The following is a 17,610-nucleotide window of genomic DNA, read 5'->3' on the forward strand; positions in this document are numbered from 1 at the left end:
TAACAATATATTTTTTATTTTTTTAATAAAAAAATAGCTACTTTATCTAGTACTCCATTGATAAATTTGTAACTTTTTTCTGATCCAAAAATTTTTACTAATTCTATTGCCTCATTTATAATCACTTTATATGGAATTTCATGTCGAAAGTTAAGTTCAAAAATTGCTAATCTTAATACAGCTTTTTCTATTTGTCCTAATTGATTAATTTTTTTAGATATAAATGGATAAACTATATTATCTATAGTAGCAATGTTATTTGATACCCCAATAACTAATTCATGAAAATATTCTTTATCTATTTTTGATTTATTTTTTGAAGATAACATCTCTAATTCGATATCAGAAATTTTATTTCCTGATAATTCCAAAGAATAAATTGCTTGTAAAGCAAATTTTCTTGCGCGCTGACGATAAGATAATTTCACTAATAATCCTACTTAATAGAAAATAAATATTATTTATTTTTAATATTTTTTATAATATTAATTGTTTCTAAAATTGCTAATGCAGATTCTGATCCTTTATTTCCATATTTCATTCCCGCTCTATCAATAGCCTGTTGAACATTTTTAGTAATTAAAATTCCAAATCCAATAGGAATATTGTGATCAAGGCTAATTTTAGATAAACTTTGGCAACAATGATCTGCAATATATTTAAAATGTTTTGTTTCTCCTTTAATAATTGCACCTAAAGTTATTAGTCCATCATATTTACGATGATTATTTTTTAATAAGGATTGTGAAATTAAAGGTATTTCAAATGCTCCTGGAACCCAAATAACAGTAATATTGTTATCTTTGATTTTCCCAACACGTTTTAAAATATCTAATGCACCGATGAGTAAAGAATTTGTAATATAATGATTGAATCTTGAAACTATAATAGCTATTTGAGTATTTATACTATTCAATTTATTTGTAACCATGTTCATAAATTTTTAATATTTTTGTAATTTCAATTATTAATTTAAAAATCTTTATTTTTTTGGATGTAATATGATTTTTAAATCAGGATTGATAAATTTAACACTAACAAATTTTAATTTTATTACATTTTTTAAATCTTGTATAGTTGGAACTGTAATTAATTCTTTTGCTTTTAATCCAATAATTTTAGGTGCAATATAAACAATAAGTTCATCTACTAAATTAGATTTTAAAAATGCACCACTTAATGTTGGCCCACTTTCTATTAAAACAGAGTTGATATTTTTTTTTGCAATATTCTTTAAAAGAGAGACTAAATTTATTTCATTTTTAAATTTTGGATATATTATTTGTTTAACTTTTCCAATCCATTTTGAATTTTTATAAATTGTTCTAATGAGCCAACATTCTCCTTTATTTTTTGTAATATTATGTTCTGGATTCACTTGATTTTGTCTATCTAAAACAATTCTAATTGGTTGACGGATATCTTTTTTTAAATATTGATTTTTTAGTTTTTTAGAAAAATTTGTCCATCTTACATTTAAATTAGGATTATCTTTGAGTATTGTTTTGCTACTAGTTAAAATAGCACTGACTTTCGATCTAATTTCTTGTACGTCTTGTCTAGATCGTGTAGAAGTAATCCATTGACTAATTCCTGATTGAAGAGCAGTTTTCCCATCTAATGATGAAGCTAATTTTAATATAATATATGGAAAACCAGTACGCATTCTTTTTATAAAGAATTTATTTAATTTTTCTGCTTTTTTTTGTAATAAACCACAATAAATTTCAATCCCAGCTTTTTCAAGTTCTAATAATCCTTTTCCTGAAATTTTAGGATTTGGATCTTGCATAGCAACTATTACATATTTTACTTTTGCTTTAATTAAAGCTTGTGTACAAGGAGGTGTTTGTCCATAGTGATTGCATGGTTCTAAAGTGATATAGACAGTCGATCCTTTTGCTTTTTCTTTTGCAATTTTTAATGCGTGTTGTTCAGCGTGTTTATTTCCTCTTTTATAATGGAATCCTTCTCCTACAATGAGATTATTTTTTACAATTACACATCCTACATTTGGATTAGGAGACGTAGTAAATTCTCCTTTTTTTGCAAGTTTTAAAGCTCTTTCCATATATTTTATATCATATTTGATCATAAAAATATAGTTTTTTTCATATTTTTAACATTATATTGATATAATTAATACAATTGCTATGTTAAAATATAAATAAGATTGTTTTGTTTGAAATATACATAAAACAAAATATTTTGTCTATATTTAAATTAAAGATACTATTTTTATTTTTTTAGTTTTCAATTGTATGGTTTTTAATAATTTTAGTTGATAATATTTTTTTTTGTTAAAGTGTTTTTTTGTATATATAAAAAACCTTTTTTTACGTATAAAAAATTCATCTCAATATCAAAAGATTTATATTTTTTATATTTAAAATTTCATAGCTCTTTTAAAAATTTATCAAATAATCATATTTATTTTTCAAAAAAAAAATTGAATGATCAAAAATTTTTGTAAATTAGATTTACATTCGTAAAATCTGTAATAAACACATTTATATTACTATTGTATTGATTTGATTGTTCCTTTAGGTAAAATAGTAGCTATAAAATCTTGTTTTATAATAATTTCGTTATTTTCATTTATAGAGATAGTAATATAATTTGTTTCAGATACTTTTGTAACTCGTCCAATTATTCCTCCTGTTGTTAAAACTTCATCTCCTTTAGAAATGGATTCCATTAGTTTTTTATGTTCTTTATTTCTTTTTTGTTGAGGTCTTAAGATCATAAAATAAAAAATTAATCCAAAAATAATAAACATAAAAATAAAAGAATATGATGTTCCTTGTTCTTGAATAATTTTATTTGCACTATTTGCAAATATTTCTTTTATAAAGAAATTCATTTTTTCACCTTTTTTTATTGAAATTTTATATTTATGTACTACTATTTTTTTAACGCTATTGTATTTAGTATTACAGTACATTATACTACTTTTTGATATCAAAATTTACTTTTTCATTTAAGTTTTAGATATTTCCTGATCTTAAATTAACTTAATTTTTAAAAAATGGTATTTTCTGTATTATTTTTTTATAAAGGTATATATAACAATTTTATTTATTTTTCAATAAAAAAATAAAAAAGGTAAATAATGAGATATAAGTATTTTTTTATTTTTCTATTCTTTTAAAGTTTTTAATATAAATTTTTTTTATTTATGTATTTATTTTTTTTTAAAAAATATTATAAATTGTATTAACTAATTTTTAATTAATATAAGATTAGTTATAAACTTTGTGTATTAATAATGTAGAAAATAAAAAAAATAGAGTAATAAAAATCTAATATTGATACATTTACACTCTTTTTAAAGAATTTTTGATAAAATTTTAAATATATTTTTATTAAAAAAATGATACAATAAAATTTATATCTTACAGATATCAAAATTAGTTAAGAAACATTTGATATAAATAAATTTTATTTAATAAGATGATCACCATGTAATTTATAAAAAATATAAATTTTTTAATTTTTTTTGAGAAAATTAAAATGTATTATAAAGATTATTTTTACAATGTTTAATTGTAAAATTTGATTTTTTTAAATATTTTAAAAGATAGGTATTTTTTAAATAATATTTTTTTTGAAGAGTGTTTTTAAATAAAATATGTTATTATTTATATTTTTTTTTGAAAAAAAAATATAAATTGCTGGTTTTGTATATTTACTTTTGTTAAACTTATAATTGATAATTAGATACTACTAAAATATAGTAATGGAAATCTAAAATGAAGAGAATATCAATATTTTTCTTTGTATTTTTAGTGTTATTACTAAATCTATCGGAAGCTAAACAAAAAAATAAAGAATATGTTAGATCTAAAACCAAAACTATTGCAATTTTTCCTTTTCAAACGAAAGATCATATTTCTCTATCAAGAGAGATAACAAAAATCATTGCAAATGATTTAAGTAATAGTGGTCAATTCAATATAGTTTTTATGGATCAGTTATTAAAAAATTCTAATTTTAATTCTAAAATAAACTTATTTAAGCATTTTAAAATTGATATGTTTTTAACTGGAAAAATTCAATCGGATAAAAAACATAAAAATTTCATTCATTATGAACTATTTAGTATAGTAGATTCAAACAAAAAAAATATTATTAAAAATATTATAAATATTACTGATAAAATTAGATATGATGCTCATACTATTAGTGATGAGATATTTAAAAAAATAACTAATATTCCTGGTTTATTTAGAACAAAAATTGCATATGTTGTAAAACGAAATGATAAAGAAAATTTGTATGAATTACGTATTTCAGATTATGATGGATTTAATAAAACTACTATAGCTAAATTATCTAATCCATTAATGTCTCCTGCTTGGTCTCCAGATGGTCAAAAGATAGTTTACGTTATGTTCGAAAAAAATCGTTCTGTTTTAGTAATGAAAAATCTTTTAAATGGATTAACAAAAAAGATAACTAATTTTAAACAACATAATGGTTCACCATCTTTTTCTCCTGATGGAAGAAAATTAGCGTTCGTTCTTTCAAAATCAGGTACATTAAATATCTATGTTTTAGATTTAATAAATGGTAAAATAAATCAAATTACAAATTCTAAAAAGAATAATACTGAGCCTTCTTGGATGCCAGATAATAAAACTATTGTATATACTTCTGACCAAGAAGGTTATCCTCAAATTTATAAAATAAACATTTATGGTGGTATGTCAAAACGTATTACTAATAATGGTTATCAAAATCAAAATGCTGTTATTAGTTCTAGTGGAGCATTTATGGTCATGGTAAGTATTCATAGTGGTCAGCAACATATTACCAAACAAAATTTAGTAACTAATTCCGTAGAGTATTTAACGGATACGTTTCTAGATGAAACACCTAGTATTGCTCCAAACGATACTATGATTATTTATAGTTGTTCTTCTAAAGAAAATTTAAATAATATATTGCGTTTGGTATCAGTGGATGGATGTTTTAATATGCGTTTCCCGGAGTATGATGGACAGGTCAAATTTCCTGCTTGGTCTCCGTTATTATGATGTATCATAAAATTAGTATAACAAACACTATTATATTAAAGGATCAAAAAAAAATGAAATTAAATAAAAAATTCCAACGCTTATTGTTAATATTACCAATATTATTTGTAGTTGGATGTAATTCAAAAAAAAGTAGCGAACAAGTTCCTGGAGAAAACGCTGTTAATGATAGCAATTCTAATTTGATGACTGAGCAATTAGAAAATCAACAAATGCAAGAATTGCAAAATAATAATACTGTTTACTTTGGTTTTGACAAGTACGATTTATTGCCAGAATATGAACAGATTTTAGATCAAGATGTTGCGTTTTTAAACAGTAATCCATCGGTTAATGTAACAATTGAAGGTCATACTGATGAACGTGGCACTTCAGAATATAATATTGCTCTTGGAGAACGTCGTGCAAATGCAGTTAAATCATATTTAGAAAGTAAAGGAGTTAATAGCGAGCAAATTTCTATCGTGTCATACGGAAAAGAAAAACCTGTTATGTTAGGTCATGATGAATCAGCTTATTCTAAAAATCGTCGTGCTGTTTTAGTATATTAAATTTTTTTAATATTTGTTTTCTTTTTCTTTTTTCGAAGAAAAAGATTAAAGTTTTTAATTGTTATTTAGTGTATTATAATTAATAAGAAATATTTATTTTTTTGGAGTAGCGAAGATTTTATACGCTACTCCATAAAGTTTATTGCTAAATATTATTTTTTTATATTTAATATTTATAAATTTTAAGTAAAAATTAATTTTTAATTATTTTATTTTTCATTTAGTTCTAAGAAAGCAGGTTGCATAATAAAATTGTTTCGTCGTATATAAAAATAAGATTGATAAAAGTGGGTCGTTAGCTCAGTAGGTAGAGCAATTGACTTTTAATCAATTGGTCACAGGTTCGAATCCTGTACGACCCACCAGTATCATTATATTAATATTATTAATTAGAATATTTTTTTATATTTATTAAATATTAAATATATTTAATATTTAATAAATATCTTTTGTTAAGATTTGTATAAACTAATTAAAATATTTTTTTAAAAAAATGTAATTAATAGGTTGAAAATAGTTTAAATCTGATTAGCAATTAATGAGATTTTTTAAAATGAATAGTTTTTAATATTTTTAATTGTAATATAAATTCAGTATAAATTATTAAGGTATAAACTTAAAATTTTTTTTATAGATTATTTAATATAAAAGAATAATTATATTTTTTTTGAAAAATCTTTGAATAAGAATTCTTTTTTAATAAAAGATATCTTTATTTAAAGAAAATAATGTTGAATTTATGTTGTATTTAATTTTTAATAAAAAATTAGGAAATTGCCATGTCAAATATATTAGTAAATGACGTGGATCCAATTGAAACTAATGAATGGTTAGATTCATTAGAATCGGTTATACGTAGAGATGGTCCTGATCGTGCTAAATTTCTTATTGAAAAAGTGCTTCAACAGGCTTATAAAAGTGGTATCAAAGTTCAGTTCAATAAAAATAATGATTATGTAAATACAATATCAGTAGAAAAAGAACCATTATATCCAGGAAATATTCAATTAGAAAAACGTATTAAATCTGTAATACGTTGGAATGCGGCAATGATGGTTTTACGTGCTTCAAAAAAAAAATTAGATCTCGGTGGTCATATATCTTCTTTTCAATCTTCTTCTGATTTATACGAAGTATGTTTTAACCATTTTTTTCGAGCTTCTTCAAAGAAGGGTGAAGGTGATTTAGTGTATTTTCAAGGACATAGTTCTCCAGGAATATATGCTCGTGCTTTTTTAGAAGGAAGAATTACAGAAGAACAATTAAATAATTTTCGTCAAGAAATTAATGGGAATGGATTATCTTCATATCCTCATCCAAAATTGATGCCCAATTTTTGGCAATTTCCAACTGTTTCAATGGGTTTGGGACCAATATGTTCTATTTATCAAGCAAAATTTTTAAAATTTTTACAAAATAGAAAATTAAAAAATACTAATAATCAGTTAGTATACACTTTTATAGGTGATGGTGAAATGGATGAACCAGAATCTAAAGGTGCAATTACTATAGCTAGTAGAGAAAAATTAGATAATTTAATTTTTATTATAAATTGCAATTTACAACGTTTGGATGGTCCAGTATTTGGTAATGGGAAAATTATTAATGAATTAGAAAATGTTTTTAATGGAGCTGGTTGGAAGGTAATTAAAGTTTTATGGGGTAATAAATGGGATGAGCTTTTAAAAAAAGATAAATCTGGAAAATTAATCCAACTTATGAATGAAACTCTTGATGGAGAATATCAGAGATTAAAATCAAAAGATGGAGCTTATATCAGAAAGTATTTTTTTAATCGCTATCCTGAAACAAGTATGTTAGTAAAAAATATGACAGATAATCAAATATGGTCTTTAAATTATGGAGGACATGATTTAAAAAAGATTTATGCAGCTTTAAAAAAGGCTGTAGAGGTTAAAGAAAAACCTACTGTTATTTTAGCACAAACGATTAAAGGATATGGTTTAGGAAAATTAGCCGAAAGTCAAAATATTGCACATCAAATTAAACAAATGGATTTAGAAACTATTAAACATTTTCGAGATCATTTGAAATTATCTATTAATGATGAAGATTTAAATAGATTTCCTTTTATTACATTTCCAAAAAATTCAGACGAATATAGATATTTACATGAAAGAAGAAAAATTTTAGGTGGTTATTTACCAATAAGAAATCCTAAATTTAGTGAATATTTAGAACTTCCTAAATTACAAGATTTCTCTTCTCTCTTTAAAAAAGAAGAGAAAAAGATTTCTACTATGATCGCATTTATTCGTATTATTAATGTATTATTAAGAAATAAGATTCTAAAAGATAGAATAGTTCTTATTATTCCTGATGAAGGTAGAACATTTGGAATGGAAGGATTATTTCGTCAAATTGGTATATATAATTCATATGGACAAAAATATACTCCTCAAGATAAAGAACAATTTGCATATTATAAAGAATCCATAAATGGTCAAATTCTTCAAGAAGGAATCAGTGAATTGGGAGCAGGTTCATCTTGGTTAGCTGCAGCTACGTCCTATAGTACTAATAATTTAGTCATGATACCATTTTATGTATATTATTCAATATTTGGTTTTCAAAGGATAGGTGATTTATTATGGGCAGCTGGTGATCAACAGGCTCGTGGTTTTTTAATTGGAGCTACTTCAGGTCGTACTACATTAAATGGTGAAGGGTTGCAACATGAGGATGGACATAGTCATATTCAATCTTTAGTAGTGCCAAATTGTATTTCTTACGATCCCGCATATGCATATGAGGTAGCTGTTATTGTACACGATGGTTTACGTAGAATGTATGGAAATAAACAAGAGAATATTTATTATTACATTACTACATTAAATGAAAATTATTCAATGCCTAAAATGCCCATTGGTGTTGAAGACGGGATACGAAAAGGGATTTATAAATTTAAATCAGTAGGTGATGAAAGAGGTAAAGTACAATTATTAGGTTCAGGTGCAATGATGCGTCATATTAATTATGCTGCAGATATTTTATTTTCAGATTATTCAATTACATCCGATGTATATAGTGTTACCTCGTTTACTGAGATAGCACGAGAAGGAGAAGAATGTAAGCGTTGGAATATGTTAAATCCATTAAAAGAAAAAAAAGTACCATATATTTCTCAGATAATGCATGAAGCACCTGCAGTTGTGTCAACAGATTATATGAAATTATTTGCAGAACAGATAAGATCTTATATTCCAACAAATAGTTATTATGTATTAGGAACTGATGGTTATGGACGTTCAGATAGTCGTAAAAATTTACGTAGATATTTTGAAATAGATGCATATTATATTGTAGTTGCAGCTTTAAGTGAATTAGCTAAATGTGGTGATGTAAATTTCAGTTTAGTAGAAAAAGCAATTAAAAAATATGATATAGATCCAAAAAAAATTAATCCTCGTTTGTCATGAAAGGTAAAATTGATTATGCTTGAAATTCGAGTTCCTGATATTGGTAAAAATGAAATGGAAGTAATAGAAATCTTTATTAAAGAAGGAGATTTTGTTAATGTTAAACAGTCTTTAATGACAATAGAAGGAGATAAAGTTTCTATGGAAGTTCCTGCAGATAAGTCTGGTTTTATTAGAAAAATAAATGTTTTAAAAGGAGATAAAATTAAAAGTGGAGATCTAATTTTATTATTAGATGAAAAAAAAATACATGATGTATCTCATTTAACTAAAAATGAAAAAGAAAAGACAAAAATTACTAATGAAATTAAAGATATTTTAACAAAAAAAGTTAATTTTATCAGTAATCATGATATGATTAGTTATGCAACTCCTTTAATACGAAGATTAGCTTATAAGTATAATATAGATTTATTAAAAATTAAAGGTACTGGAAGAAAACAAAGAATTATAAGAGAAGACATTTTAAATTATATAAAAAAAGCAATTAATTATTTTCAATCTTTTAACAAAGAAGAAAATTTATATTTTGAAAAAGAATATTCATCTTCTACAATAGATTTTAAAAAATCTGATAATCATAAAACTATTACATTAACTAAGTTACAAAAAAATATTGCATTAAAATTAACATATAATTGGCAGAATATACCTCATGTTACTATTATGGAAAATGCTGATGTTACTGAATTAGAAAAATTTCGTTATAAGCAAAATGATGAAATAAAAAAAACAAAGATAGGATTTAAAATTACACCATTAGTTTTCGTAATAAAAGCTGTAGCATGTGTATTAGAGGAAATGCCAAAATTTAAAAGTTTTATTGCTGAAGATTTTAAAAAATTAATTATAAATAAACATACTAATATAGGTGTTGCTATTGAAATTCAGGATGGTCTCATTGTTCCTGTAATTTTTTCTGTTGAAAGAAAAAAAATTATGGAAATTTCAAAGGAATTAAAAATATTAGTTCAAAAAGCGAAAAGTAATAAATTACTTCCTTCAGAAGTCAAAGGTAGTAATTTTACTATTTCAAGTTTAGGGAACATTGGTAGTACTGGATTTACACCTATTATTAATGGTTCTGAAGTTGCTATTATTGGTGTATCTCGTTTATCATATCAACCATATTGGAATGGTAATAAATTTGTTAAACGTACTATTTTACCATTATCTTTATCATTTGATCATAGAGTAATTAATGGTGCAGATGGAGCTAGATTTATAAATAGAATATCAGTTTTGTTAAGTGATATTCGTCGTTTAATTTTATAAATTTTATACGATATAAATCGTAATTTTATTTAAAATTATTTTTTTAACAATCATTATATAGTGCGTATAATGATTGTCTTATAATTAAGAGGATATGATGATTAAATCAAAAAAAACTCAAGTAGTTGTAATTGGAGGAGGACCCAGTGGTTATTCTTCTGCTTTTCGTAGTGCAGATTTAGGATTAAAAACAACATTAGTAGAACGTTATCCTAATTTAGGAGGTGTTTGTTTAAATGTAGGTTGTATTCCTTCTAAAGCATTATTACACGTTTCAAAAGTTATTGAAGATTTTAATTTTTTAACTTCAATTGGTATTACATCTAGAAAATCTACTATAGATATTCATGCACTGTCTACATGGAAAAATAAAATTGTTAATAGATTGGTCAATGGTTTGACAGATATGGTAAAACATAGAAATATTAATTTTATCAATGGTTTAGCTAGATTTAAGGATAAAAATACTATTTTAGTATATGATACTAAAAAAAATCTAAACATTGAAATTGATTTTGATTATGCTATTATTGCAGCAGGTTCTCATTCCATAACTCTTCCAATTTTTTCAAAAAATAGTGTTCGTGTTTGGAATTCTACTGATGCATTAGAAATAAAATATATTCCTAAAAAATTATTAATAGTTGGAGGTGGAATTATAGGATTAGAAATGGCAACTTTATATCATACATTAGGTTCAAATATTGATATAGTTGAAATTTTTGATCAATTAATTCCATCATTGGATGATGATATTATAAATTTTTATAATAAACAAATTAATAAAAAATTTAATATAATGTTAAAAACAAAAATATTAAATGTTTTAGAGACAAATAATCATATTAATGTAACATTAAAGAATGAAGATAAAAGAACTTTTAATAAAAATTATGATGCTGTTTTGGTTGCTATTGGAAGAAAGCCAAATACTCATTTAATTGATTATAAAAATGCAGGTATAATGCTTGATAAACATGGATTTATTGAAGTTGATAAACAAATGAGAACTAATATTTCTAATATTTATGCAGTTGGAGATATCGTAGGTCATCCTATGTTAGCACATAAAGGTATTCATGAAGGACATATTGCTGCAGAAGTTATTTCAGGATTACAACATTATTTTGATCCAAGAGTGATACCTTTTGTTTCTTATACAAATCCAGAAATTTCATGGATTGGATTAAGTGAAAAAAATATAAAAAAACAAAAATTAGATTATGAATATGAGATTTCAATTTTTCCATGGATTGCATCTGGAAGAGCTGTAGCTTCTGCTGCTCATCAGGGAATGACAAAAATTATTTTTGATAAAAAAACAAAAAAAATTCTTGGTGCTTCTATAATTGGTAATAATTCTAGTGAATTAATTGGAGAACTTGTTTTAGCTATGGAAATGGGATGTGAAGCAGAAGATGTTGCTTTGACTATACACCCTCATCCTACTTTATCAGAATCTATAGGTATGAGTGCTGCAATCTTTCAAGGTAGTATAACAGATATAATTAATGTGAAAAGTAAAAATAAGCGAATTTAAATGATAGTTAAAAATAAAATAAATTAATATATGTAATATTACACATAAAAAAAATTTTAAAAAATATTATATTATTAGTATTTTTTTTATTGATCTTTTATCAGTTAATGTTATTAGTTTATAATTTGCAATTAATATATTATAACAATTATAAAAATAGAGAATTTAATTTTATGATTAAAAAACGTATATTTTTTTTAAATTTATTTTTTTTCATTAGTTTTTTAGGATATTCTAATATTAGTTATTCTGGTTCCATACCATTTTCTATTCATAGTATTTCTTCTCATTATCATGATAGTAAAAAAGAATTACCAAGTTTGGCACCAATGTTAGAAAAAGTATTGCCTGCAGTTGTGAGTATTCATGTTTCTGGTACTAAAATTCATAATCAACAATTGCCAGAAGAATTTAAATTTTTTTTTGGTCCTAATTTTCCATCTCAACAACAAAGTGTCAGACCATTTGAAGGTTTAGGTTCTGGAGTTATAATAGATTCTGAAAAAGGTTATATTATTACTAATAATCATGTTATAGACAATGCTGATAAAATTCAAATACAATTAAATGATGGTAGAGAGATTGAAGTAAAATTGATTGGTCGGGATATTCAAACAGATATTGCTTTATTACAAATTAAACATTCGAACAATTTTGAATCTAATTTTAAAAATCTTAATTTGACTGCTATAAAAATAGCAGATTCAGATAAGTTACGTGTTGGTGATTTTGCTATTGCGATAGGTAATCCATTTGGTTTAGGACAAACTTCTACATCTGGTATTATTTCAGCATTAGGAAGAGGAGGGTTAAATATAGAAGGATTGGAAAATTTTATTCAGACAGATGCTTCTATTAATAGAGGTAATTCAGGTGGTGCATTAATTAATCTTCATGGTGAATTAATAGGAATTAATACAGCTATATTAACTCCTGGTGGTGGAAATATTGGAATTGGATTTGCTATTCCTTCTAATATGGCAAAGTCATTAAGTGATCAAATTATAAAATATGGATCTGTAAAAAGAGGTTTTTTGGGTATCAAAGGAACCGAAATGAATGCAGATATAGCAAAAGCTTTAGATTTTAATATACAAAAAGGTGCCTTTGTTAGTGAAGTGATACCAAAATCTGCTGCAGATATTGCAGGAATTCAATCTGGTGATGTAATAATTTCTATTAATAAAAAAAATATTAATAGTTTTGCAGAATTAAAAGCAAAAATTGGTACAAGTGAAATTGATAAAGAAATAAAAATTGGATTATTACGTAAAGGAAAATTTATAGAAGTATCTGTTTTCCTTAAAGATAGTGATTTATCTAGCGTAAAAAAAGCTGAATTATTGACTACATCTTTGATGGGTGCTACATTAAGTAATGGCGTATTAAAAGGAGAGAAAGGTGTGACAGTAGATAGTGTTAATCCTAATTCACCTGCCTTTTTACTTGGATTATTAAAAGGAGATTTTATTATTAATGTTAATGGAAAACGTGTAGAAAATATTGGTCAATTAAGAAAAATAGTTGAAACTAAACCAAGTACTTTAGCATTAAATATTATTCGAGGAGATCAAAAAATATATTTGTTACTTCGCGGAAATCATCTAACTAATTAGTAAAGATAATATCAATGTTTTTTTATGATAAAAAAATTAAGAATAAAAAATATTATGAACTAATTTAACTAATTTTTTTAATATTTGCTCCTAAATTGCACAATTTTTTTTCTATATTTTCGTATCCTCTTTTTATATGATAAGAATTTTTAATAATAGTAATTCCTTTTGCAATACATCCAGCAAGTATTAAACTAGCTGATGTTCGTAAATCTTTTGCTATTACGGAAGTGCCAATAAGTTTACTTACTCCACTACATATAATAGTATTTTTATTAATTTTAATCTTTGCACCCATTTTAATTAATTCTGGAATATGCATAAATCTGTTTTCAAATATGTTTTCTGTTATTTTTCCTATTCCTTGAGATATAGTATTTAAAAGTGTAAATTGTGCTTGCATATCAGTAGGAAATCCAGGATATGGTTTTGTTTCAATATTAACAGCTTTTGGTCGTTTTCCATGCATATTTAAATAAATCCAATCTTTTCCAATTTTTATTTGTGCTCCGGCTTCATAAAGTTTATCTAATACTGATTTTAGAATTTCAGGTTTTGTATTATAACAAGTAATTTTACCTTTTGATATTGCTGCTCCTACTAAAAAAGTTCCTGTTTCGATTCGATCAGGTAAAATTTTATAACTACCTCCTTTGAGGTATAAGACACCTTCAACAATAATTTTATTAGTTCCAGCTCCAGTAATTTTTGCTCCTAATTTATTTAAAAAATTAGCAGTATCTTCAATTTCTGGTTCACGTGCAGCGCCATAAATTATTGTTTTACCTTGTGCTAATGTTGCAGCTGTCATGATTGTCAAAGTTGCACCTACACTTTGTTTTTTCATAACAATATTATTTCCTTTTAGTCGTCCTTTAGTAAAAGCTTGAATATAATTATTTTTTAAATAAATATCTGCACCTAATTTTTTTAATCCCCAAATGTGTAGATCTATTGGACGAGATCCAATAGAACAACCTCCAGGTAAAAATATTTGTGCTTTTCCAAAACGAGCTAGTAGTGGAGCCAATGCTAAAATAGATGCACGTATTTTTTTAACTAATTTATGTGGAGTAGAAAAGTTATTAATATAGTTTGCATTAATAGTAATAGAATGATTTTTTTTTATTTTTATTCCTAATTTACTAAGTATTTTAATTGTTATTTCAATATCTTTCAATTTGGGAATATTTTTTAATTTAACAGTTTCTTTTGTAAGAATTGTAGAAAATAATATTGGTAAAGCAGAATTTTTAGATCCAGATATAGAAACGTTGCCTATTAAATTAGTAGGACCTTTTATTTTAATTTTTTGCATTTTTTTATTTTTAATAAAATATAAAATAAAAAATAAATTTGTTTTAAAATTCTTTTATTTTTTATTTTTTTTGTGTAATAAATTAATATTGTTCCATTCTGTTGGTGTATATGTTTTAATAGAAACAGAATGAATTTTATTTTCTAAAATATATTTAGAAATAGGTTTATAAATAATTTGTTGTCGTTTAACTTGATTTATTCCATTAAATTTTTTATGTATAGCGGTAATTTGTAAGTTTTTTTCGTCTCCATTAATAAAAACCATTTTTGTTTTTAAATGATCAATCAATTCTTTTTTAATTTTATTTATATTCATAATGTACATCCTAAGTTTTTAATATTTTTGAAACAAAAAAGTATATGTATAGTATATATTTTAAAATGTTTAGAATTATATTGGAAATTATTTAATTATTAATTAATTTTTTTTAAAAAGATTAAATGTTTTTATTCTGTAAAAATTTTATAAAGTTCTTCATCATTTTTTGCAAATCGTACTCGATATATTCGATATTTATCAGTTAATTCCTTTGCAATTAATGACAAAATATATAGATGTGATTTTATTTGATCTACTGGTATTAATAATGCAAATAATAAAAATACGGTATCGTTATTAACGAAATTATAATTAATTGCTTCACTTAGATTTAGCAATATTCCAACAGGATTAAAATTTTTTTTTTGACATAAAATACTATGTGGAATAGCAATACCATTACCAATATTGGTTGACCCTAATCTTTCTCTTTTTATAAGAGAATTAAATATAATTCTTTTTGATATATTGAGTTTTTTTGAAGCTATATTACTAATAATTTCTAGTGCATGTTTTTTATTTTTGCATAAAACGTTGTTTTTGGTACATGATAATGTTAATATTGATTTTAATAAAATTTTATTTTTATTCATAAAATTTTTTCATTTTAAAAAAAGTAAATATTAATTTACTAGTTAGTAAATTTATTAATTTAATCAAAAAAGATCAATTTTTTTTTTATAGATAAAAATTTTTTCCTAAGTAAATTTTTTTTACATAATCATTCTTTAAAATTGTACTTGGAGATCCAGAAGCTATAATTTTACCTTGATTTAAAATATAAGCATATTCACATATTTTTAATGTTTCTTTAACGTTATGATCGGTAATCAATATTCCTAATCCTTGATTTTTTAAAAAAGTTATATTTTTTTTTATATCTTCTATAGATATAGGATCAACTCCTGCAAAAGGTTCATCTAAAAGAATGAATTTTGGACTTGCTGCAAGAGCTCGAGCTATTTCTACTCGACGACGTTCTCCACCAGAAAGCGTATAACCTATGTTTTTTTGTATATTTTTTATTTTAAATATTTCTAGTAATTCTTCTATTTTTTTCTTTTTTTTATAAAATCTTATTTTTTTATTGATTTCTAATACTGACATTATATTATTATATACACTTAATCCTCTAAAAATTGAAGATTCTTGTGGTAAATATCCAATACCTTTTTGAGCACGTTTATAAATTTGAAAACTACTAATATCTTCATTATCTAATAGTATTTTTCCGTTACTATGAAAGAATATTCCTATTATTGTATAAAATATCGTTGTTTTTCCTGCTCCGTTTGGTCCTAATAATCCGACAATTTGATTAGAATTAATTTCTAAATTAATATCTTCAAAAAATTTTTTTTTTTATATTTTTTACTTAATTTTTCAATTTTTAATTTCATTTTTAAGAATTTTAAAATAATTAATATTTTTTTGTACTAATACTTATGGTAGAAATAAAGTTGTTCTTGTTAATTTATTTTTTTTAGATAGTGCTTGTATTTTATTTTTTAATATAGAATAGATTATTCTATCACTTATTATGTAATTATCAAGTTGTTTTATAATGACATTGTTATCAAATATGACAGATTGTTGTTTGGTATTATATATTATTGTGTTACTAGATCCTTTTATGATATGATTCGGTTTATTTTGAAAAAATTTTACTGGTTTTCCATATGCTTTCATAATAATTTCTTTAAAATTATTATTGATAGGGATGATAGTTACATAATCAGCTTGAATAGTAATAAATTCACTTTTAATACAAACTTTTTTTTTAAAAAAATTTTGTTTTTTTTAAAATCATATTCTTGTTGTTTTGCATAAATAAAGATTGATTTATTATCAAATTTTAATGAATAAGAAAAATTCAATAAATTAATCAAAATAAAGAATAAATAGATAAAATAGACTATATTTTTTTTTCTGAATTGTTTTTTCATGTTTATTGTTTAAAAAAAAATAAATTGTAATATAATTTTGTATCTTCCATATATTCTATAATATTTTTTTTAAAATTTACTTTTATATTCTTACCAGTAATTTTAAAATTTTTTCCAATAATGATAATTTCTTCATTTGAAGAAAGGCTTTTTTTTGAAATGTTAATAATTGCACAGTGCATTAATATTTTTTGGACTAGATTTTTTTTATTTAAATTATATGCTGTTACTTTATTATATAAAAAAATGGTATCTTTTTTAATTTTGGCATTTTTTGCTTTTATTTTCCAAATAGCAAAATCTTGATTTTCATAATATAATATTATTATGTCAGAACATAGAGTTATTTTATTTTTTTCATTATATACAATGTTTCCAGAAATAATTTGATAATCTAATTTTCCTTTTTCATTATAATAATAATGATTCATTTTTTTACTAATGTGATTAACATTGTAATAGTTTTTGTTGTTTTTATTTTTTAAAAAAGGATTAAAAATTTTAAATAAATAAAAAGTAATGAAAATTATAAAAATAATAAATATGATTTTTTTAAATAACATT

At 23.4% G+C, this 17,610-nt stretch carries 15 protein-coding genes, 1 tRNA gene and 1 pseudogene; 7 read left to right on the plus strand and 10 right to left on the minus strand.

Features of this window, described 5'->3' with window-relative positions; genetic code table 11:
- Positions 1-14: 14 nt before the first annotated feature.
- The 4 genes from nusB to yajC form a co-directional block, all read right to left on the minus strand.
- Entirely contained in the window at positions 15-428 is a 414-nt protein-coding gene (gene nusB / locus RA161_00175) for a transcription antitermination factor NusB (protein ID WMY97497.1), read from the minus strand.
- Between the two features lie 29 nt (positions 429-457).
- Complete coding sequence (gene ribE, locus RA161_00180; protein WMY97498.1) at positions 458-937, minus strand: 6,7-dimethyl-8-ribityllumazine synthase; 480 nt, start codon at positions 935-937, stop codon at positions 458-460.
- Positions 938-982: 45 nt separating this feature from the next.
- A complete protein-coding gene (ribD, locus tag RA161_00185; protein ID WMY97499.1) occupies positions 983-2,095 on the minus strand; it encodes a bifunctional diaminohydroxyphosphoribosylaminopyrimidine deaminase/5-amino-6-(5-phosphoribosylamino)uracil reductase RibD in 1,113 nt (370 codons plus the stop codon).
- A 423-nt stretch (positions 2,096-2,518) separates the two neighbouring features.
- Positions 2,519-2,863 (minus strand): preprotein translocase subunit YajC, encoded by a 345-nt coding sequence (gene yajC / locus RA161_00190; protein ID WMY97740.1) that lies wholly within the window; start codon positions 2,861-2,863, stop codon positions 2,519-2,521.
- A gap of 889 nt (positions 2,864-3,752) precedes the next feature.
- On the opposite strand from yajC, the gene tolB reads away from it, so the two are divergent.
- The 7 genes from tolB (at position 3,753) to RA161_00225 (ending at position 13,461) form a co-directional block, all read left to right on the plus strand.
- On the plus strand, positions 3,753-5,039 hold the full coding sequence (gene tolB, locus RA161_00195) for a Tol-Pal system beta propeller repeat protein TolB (protein ID WMY97500.1): 1,287 nt from the start codon (positions 3,753-3,755) through the stop codon (positions 5,037-5,039).
- Positions 5,040-5,092: 53 nt separating this feature from the next.
- Complete coding sequence (gene pal / locus RA161_00200) at positions 5,093-5,590, plus strand: peptidoglycan-associated lipoprotein Pal (GenBank protein WMY97741.1); 498 nt, start codon at positions 5,093-5,095, stop codon at positions 5,588-5,590.
- Positions 5,591-5,879: 289 nt separating this feature from the next.
- Positions 5,880-5,955 (plus strand) — tRNA-Lys (locus RA161_00205).
- A gap of 414 nt (positions 5,956-6,369) precedes the next feature.
- Positions 6,370-9,030: a pyruvate dehydrogenase (acetyl-transferring), homodimeric type gene (gene aceE / locus RA161_00210; GenBank protein ID WMY97501.1), complete on the plus strand. Its 2,661-nt coding sequence runs from the start codon at positions 6,370-6,372 to the stop codon at positions 9,028-9,030.
- A 15-nt stretch (positions 9,031-9,045) separates the two neighbouring features.
- Positions 9,046-10,305, plus strand: a complete 1,260-nt coding sequence (locus RA161_00215; GenBank protein WMY97502.1) for a 2-oxo acid dehydrogenase subunit E2 — start codon at positions 9,046-9,048, stop codon at positions 10,303-10,305.
- A 97-nt stretch (positions 10,306-10,402) separates the two neighbouring features.
- Complete coding sequence (gene lpdA / locus RA161_00220; protein ID WMY97503.1) at positions 10,403-11,845, plus strand: dihydrolipoyl dehydrogenase; 1,443 nt, start codon at positions 10,403-10,405, stop codon at positions 11,843-11,845.
- Between the two features lie 173 nt (positions 11,846-12,018).
- Complete coding sequence (locus tag RA161_00225; GenBank protein ID WMY97504.1) at positions 12,019-13,461, plus strand: Do family serine endopeptidase; 1,443 nt, start codon at positions 12,019-12,021, stop codon at positions 13,459-13,461.
- Positions 13,462-13,525: 64 nt separating this feature from the next.
- Here the strand turns inward: RA161_00225 and murA are convergent, their stop codons facing one another.
- The 6 genes and pseudogenes from murA to lptC all read right to left on the minus strand — a co-directional run bounded on the left by murA (position 13,526) and on the right by lptC (position 17,609).
- Positions 13,526-14,779, minus strand: a complete 1,254-nt coding sequence (gene murA, locus RA161_00230) for a UDP-N-acetylglucosamine 1-carboxyvinyltransferase (protein WMY97505.1) — start codon at positions 14,777-14,779, stop codon at positions 13,526-13,528.
- 54 nt (positions 14,780-14,833) lie between these two features.
- Positions 14,834-15,097 carry a BolA/IbaG family iron-sulfur metabolism protein gene (locus RA161_00235; GenBank protein ID WMY97506.1) on the minus strand — a complete coding sequence of 88 codons (264 nt, stop codon included), beginning with the start codon at positions 15,095-15,097 and terminating at the stop codon, positions 14,834-14,836.
- Positions 15,098-15,228: 131 nt separating this feature from the next.
- Positions 15,229-15,693 (minus strand): PTS sugar transporter subunit IIA, encoded by a 465-nt coding sequence (locus RA161_00240; GenBank protein WMY97507.1) that lies wholly within the window; start codon positions 15,691-15,693, stop codon positions 15,229-15,231.
- Positions 15,694-15,778: 85 nt separating this feature from the next.
- Positions 15,779-16,500, minus strand: a pseudogene (gene lptB / locus RA161_00245) (LPS export ABC transporter ATP-binding protein).
- Positions 16,501-16,543: 43 nt separating this feature from the next.
- Entirely contained in the window at positions 16,544-16,846 is a 303-nt protein-coding gene (locus RA161_00250; GenBank protein WMY97742.1) for an LptA/OstA family protein, read from the minus strand.
- A gap of 202 nt (positions 16,847-17,048) precedes the next feature.
- Entirely contained in the window at positions 17,049-17,609 is a 561-nt protein-coding gene (gene lptC, locus RA161_00255) for an LPS export ABC transporter periplasmic protein LptC (GenBank protein ID WMY97508.1), read from the minus strand.
- Between the last annotated feature and the right edge of the window lies 1 nt (position 17,610).

It is taken from the genome of Arsenophonus sp., from assembly GCA_031446085.1.
GTDB lineage: Bacteria > Pseudomonadota > Gammaproteobacteria > Enterobacterales > Enterobacteriaceae.

Bases quoted from the DNA above. Each gene is read 5' to 3' on its own strand.
- ribE (WMY97498.1), bottom strand. From the start codon at position 937: ATGAACATGGTTACAAATAAATTGAATAGTATAAATACTCAAATAGCT.
- ribD (WMY97499.1), bottom strand. From the start codon at position 2,095: ATGATCAAATATGATATAAAATATATGGAAAGAGCTTTAAAACTTGCA.
- yajC (WMY97740.1), bottom strand. From the start codon at position 2,863: ATGAATTTCTTTATAAAAGAAATATTTGCAAATAGTGCAAATAAAATT.
- tolB (WMY97500.1), top strand. From the start codon at position 3,753: ATGAAGAGAATATCAATATTTTTCTTTGTATTTTTAGTGTTATTACTA.
- pal (WMY97741.1), top strand. From the start codon at position 5,093: ATGAAATTAAATAAAAAATTCCAACGCTTATTGTTAATATTACCAATA.
- aceE (WMY97501.1), top strand. From the start codon at position 6,370: ATGTCAAATATATTAGTAAATGACGTGGATCCAATTGAAACTAATGAA.
- RA161_00215 (WMY97502.1), top strand. From the start codon at position 9,046: ATGCTTGAAATTCGAGTTCCTGATATTGGTAAAAATGAAATGGAAGTA.
- lpdA (WMY97503.1), top strand. From the start codon at position 10,403: ATGATTAAATCAAAAAAAACTCAAGTAGTTGTAATTGGAGGAGGACCC.
- RA161_00225 (WMY97504.1), top strand. From the start codon at position 12,019: ATGATTAAAAAACGTATATTTTTTTTAAATTTATTTTTTTTCATTAGT.
- murA (WMY97505.1), bottom strand. From the start codon at position 14,779: ATGCAAAAAATTAAAATAAAAGGTCCTACTAATTTAATAGGCAACGTT.
- RA161_00235 (WMY97506.1), bottom strand. From the start codon at position 15,097: ATGAATATAAATAAAATTAAAAAAGAATTGATTGATCATTTAAAAACA.
- RA161_00240 (WMY97507.1), bottom strand. From the start codon at position 15,693: ATGAATAAAAATAAAATTTTATTAAAATCAATATTAACATTATCATGT.
- lptC (WMY97508.1), bottom strand. From the start codon at position 17,609: ATGTTATTTAAAAAAATCATATTTATTATTTTTATAATTTTCATTACT.